The organism is Mycobacterium sp. DHQP2018-32-09 (genome assembly GCF_058148405.1).
Map to the genome: position 1 here is coordinate 1 of NZ_JBYVYK010000106.1, position 3,791 is coordinate 3,791.

The window sequence follows — 3,791 nt, forward strand, 5'->3', positions numbered from 1 at the left end:
CGCAGCCAGTCCCGCGCTGCCCGGTCCGCCCGCGGAGGCGCCGGCATGAGCTGGCGCACCCCGCGCGGCGCGCAGCCGAAGCAGTCCCAGCCGCGGCCCGGTCGCATCGATGCCCCACACTCGGCGCGCGTGCGCCGCATCCGCCGCCCGGTCACCGACGCGACGACCGGCGAGACCCGCGGCTCGTTCACGTTCCGGCACCGCGCGGGCAACGTGGTGATGGCACTGCTGATCCTGGTGGCCGGAGCGCAGCTGTTCACCCTGCAGGTGCCGCGCGCGGAAGGGTTGCGCGCCGAGGCGGCGAGCCAGCTCAAGGTCACCGACGTCGACCCCGCCGTGCGCGGCTCGATCGTCGACCGCAACGACGCCAAGCTGGCGTTCACCATCGAGGCGCGGGCGCTGACGTTCCAGCCCACGCGCATCCAGAAGCAGCTGGCGGACGCCAAGGAGGCCAAGCCGTCGGCCCCGGATCCCGCCAAGCGGCTTGCCGACATCGCCGACGGCATCTCCAAGCTGCTCAACGGCAAGCCCGACAAGGCGACGCTGCTCAAGAAGCTGACGGGCACCGACACCTTCGTCTACCTCGCCCGGGCCGTCGATCCCTCGATCGCCGACGCCATCATCGCCAAGTATCCCGAGGTGGGCGCCGAGCGTCAGGACATCCGGCAGTACCCGGGTGGGGCGCTGGCCGCCAACATCGTCGGCGGCATCGACTGGGACGGCCACGGCCTGCTGGGCCTGGAGGACTCACTGGACTCGAAGCTCGCGGGCACCGACGGTTCGGTGACCTACGACCGCGGCAGTGACGGCGTCATGATCCCGGGCAGCCTGCGCAACAAGCACGACGCCGTCGACGGCGCCACGGTGCAGCTGACGCTCGACGACGACATCCAGTTCTACGTGCAACAGCAGGTCCAGCAGGCCAAGGACCTCTCCGGCGCGAAGAACGTCTCGGCCGTGGTGCTCGACGCCAAGACCGGCGAGGTGCTCGCCATGTCGAACGACAACACCTTCGACCCGAGCCAGGACATCGGCCGCCAGCAGGACCGCCAGCTGGGCAACCTCGCCGTCACCTCGCCGTTCGAACCCGGTTCGGTGAACAAGATCATCACGGCGTCGGCGGCCATCGAACTGGGTCTGACCAACCCCGACGAGGTCTTGCAGGTGCCCGGGTCCATCGACATGGGCGGCGTCACCGTCAACGACGCGTGGGCGCACGGCGTCGAGCCGTACACCACCACCGGGGTCTTCGGTAAGTCGTCCAACGTCGGCACGCTGATGCTGGCGCAGCGCGTGGGGCCCGAGCGGTGGTTCGACCTGGCCGAGAAGTTCGGCCTCGGCGCGCGCACCGGGGTGGGGCTGCCCGGCGAGAGCGCCGGCCTGGTGCCGCCCATCGACCAGTGGTCGGGCAGTTCGTTCGCCAACCTGCCCATCGGGCAGGGTCTGTCGATGACCCTGCTGCAGATGACCGGCATGTACCAGGCCATCGCCAACGACGGCGTGCGCATCCCCCCGCGCATCATCAAGTCGATCAAGGGCAAGGACGGCAGCCAGGAAGACGAGAAGCGTCCCGAGGGCGTGCGCGTCGTCTCGGCCGACACCGCGCGCACCGTGCGGAACATGTTGCGCGCCACCATCCAGAAGGATCCCCGCGGCGTGCAGCAGGGCACGGGCTCGGGTGCGGCCGTCCCCGGCTACCAGATCGCGGGCAAGACCGGCACGGCGCAGCAGATCAACCCGGCGTGCGGGTGCTACTACAGCGACGTCTACTGGATCACGTTCGCGGCCATGGTCCCGGCCGACGATCCGCGCTACGTCGTCGGCGTGATGATGGACGCCCCGCACCGCACCGCCGATGGCCAGCCGGGCACCACCGCGGCGCCGCTCATCCACAACATCTCCTCGTGGCTGCTGCAACGCGAGAACGTGCCGCTGTCACCCGACCCGGGGCCGCCGCTGACGCTGCGGCAGGAGTGAGCCGGAGCGCCCACCCCGACGCCGGTACTGTGTCATGGCCATGAAGTTGCGTCCCTCGCACCCGGTCGGTGCCGACCTCGCGTCCCTGACCGAACTCGTCGGCGCCACCCGCGTGCGGTCGCAGGACGCGGGCGCACCGGCCGACGTCCGCGTGACCGGGGTGACGCTGCGCGGGCAGAGTGCCCAGCAGGGCGACCTGTTCGCGGCGCTGCCCGGCGCCACCGCCCACGGCGCCACGTTCGCCGCCGACGCCGTCGCCCGCGGCGCCGTCGCGGTGCTGACCGATCCCGACGGTGCGGCTCGGCTCGACGGTCTCGACGTGCCGGTGGTGGTGCATCCACGGCCGCGGTCGGTGCTCGGTGAACTCGCCGCCACGGTCTACGGCCGGCCCTCGGAGCACGTCCAGGTCATCGGCATCACCGGCACCTCCGGCAAGACCACCACGACGTACCTGGTGGAGGCCGGGCTGCGCGCCGCGGGCCGCGTCGCCGGGCTCATCGGGACCGTGGGCATCCGCATCGACGGGCGCGCCGAGCCCAGTGCGCTCACCACACCGGAGGCACCCGACCTGCAGGCGCTGCTGGCGGTGATGGTCGAGCGGGGCGTCGACACCGTGGTCATGGAGGTGTCCAGCCACGCCCTGGTGCTCGGCCGTGTGGACGCCATCCGTTTCGCCGTCGGCGGGTTCACCAACCTCAGCCGCGACCACCTGGACTTCCACCCCACGATGGACGACTACCTGGACGCCAAGGCGCGCCTGTTCGATCCGCGATACCCCACGCACGCCGCGCGGGCGGTGATCTGCGTCGACGACGAGTGGGGCAGGCGGATGCTGCAACGCGCCACCGCGCCCGTCACCGCGAGCATCGACGGGCACGGCAGCGGCTGGCTGGCCGAGGACGTGACCGCCACCGGCCGGGCCGGCCAGGACTTCGTCGCGGTCGACCCCCGCGGGGGCAGGCATCGGCTGCACGTCGCGCTGCCGGGGCGCTACAACGTGGCCAACGGCCTGTTGGCGGTGGCGCTGCTCGACGCCGTCGGCGTGCCGCCCGAGGAGGCGGCGGCCGGCCTGGCGACGGCCACCGTCCCGGGCCGCCTCGAGCCCGTCGACCGCGGGCAGGACTTCCTCGCCGTCGTCGACTACGCCCACAAGCCGGGCGCATTGCGCGCCGTGCTGGAGACGCTGCGCGGCCAACTGGGTGCGGGCGCAGCTGGACGCATCGCCGTGGTGTTCGGTGCCGGCGGCAACCGGGACCGCGGCAAACGCGCGCCGATGGGCAGCGTCGCCGCCGAGTTGGCCGACCTGGTGGTCGTCACCGACGACAATCCGCGCGACGAGGAGCCGTCCGCGATCCGCGCCGAGATCGTCGCCGCCGCCCGGGCCGCTGCCGGTCCCGGCACCGAGGTCGTCGAGATCGGTGATCGGCGCGCGGCCATCGAGCATGCGGTCCGGTGGGCGCGCGCCGGTGACGTCGTGCTGGTTGCGGGCAAGGGGCACGAGTCCGGCCAGACCGCGGCGGGACGGACGCGGCCGTTCGACGACCGCGACGAAGTGGGCTCGGCCCTCGACGCATTGGGAGTGAGACGATGATCGCACTGTCCCTGACCCGCATCGCCGAGATCGTCGGAGGCCGCCTGGCCGACGTCGACCCGGCCGTCGCCGCGCAGCTGACGGTCACCGGCACGGTCGAGTTCGACTCGCGGGCCGTCACCGAGGGCGGGCTGTTCCTCGCGCTGCCCGGGGCGCGGGCCGACGGCCACGACTTCGCGGCCGCCGCCGTGGCGGCGGGTGCGGTCGGGGTCCTGGCGGCCCG

3 protein-coding genes are annotated in these 3,791 nt (G+C 72.7%); all 3 read left to right on the forward strand.

Going from position 1 to position 3,791, the window contains the following annotated elements; all coding sequences use genetic code 11:
• Positions 1–45 precede the first annotated feature (45 nt).
• Positions 46–1,977, forward strand: a complete 1,932-nt coding sequence (locus AC30CM_RS26830) for a peptidoglycan D,D-transpeptidase FtsI family protein (RefSeq protein ID WP_490119952.1) — start codon at positions 46–48, stop codon at positions 1,975–1,977.
• Positions 1,978–2,011: 34 nt separating this feature from the next.
• Positions 2,012–3,568: a UDP-N-acetylmuramoyl-L-alanyl-D-glutamate--2,6-diaminopimelate ligase gene (locus tag AC30CM_RS26835; RefSeq protein WP_490119950.1), complete on the forward strand. Its 1,557-nt coding sequence runs from the start codon at positions 2,012–2,014 to the stop codon at positions 3,566–3,568.
• Positions 3,565–3,791, forward strand: a 227-nt coding sequence (locus tag AC30CM_RS26840) for a Mur ligase domain-containing protein (protein WP_490119951.1), incomplete at its 3' end; no start/stop codon positions are given. The genes AC30CM_RS26835 and AC30CM_RS26840, both read left to right, overlap by 4 nt.

Bases quoted from the DNA above. Each gene is read 5' to 3' on its own strand.
- AC30CM_RS26830 (WP_490119952.1), top strand. From the start codon at position 46: ATGAGCTGGCGCACCCCGCGCGGCGCGCAGCCGAAGCAGTCCCAGCCG.
- AC30CM_RS26835 (WP_490119950.1), top strand. From the start codon at position 2,012: ATGGCCATGAAGTTGCGTCCCTCGCACCCGGTCGGTGCCGACCTCGCG.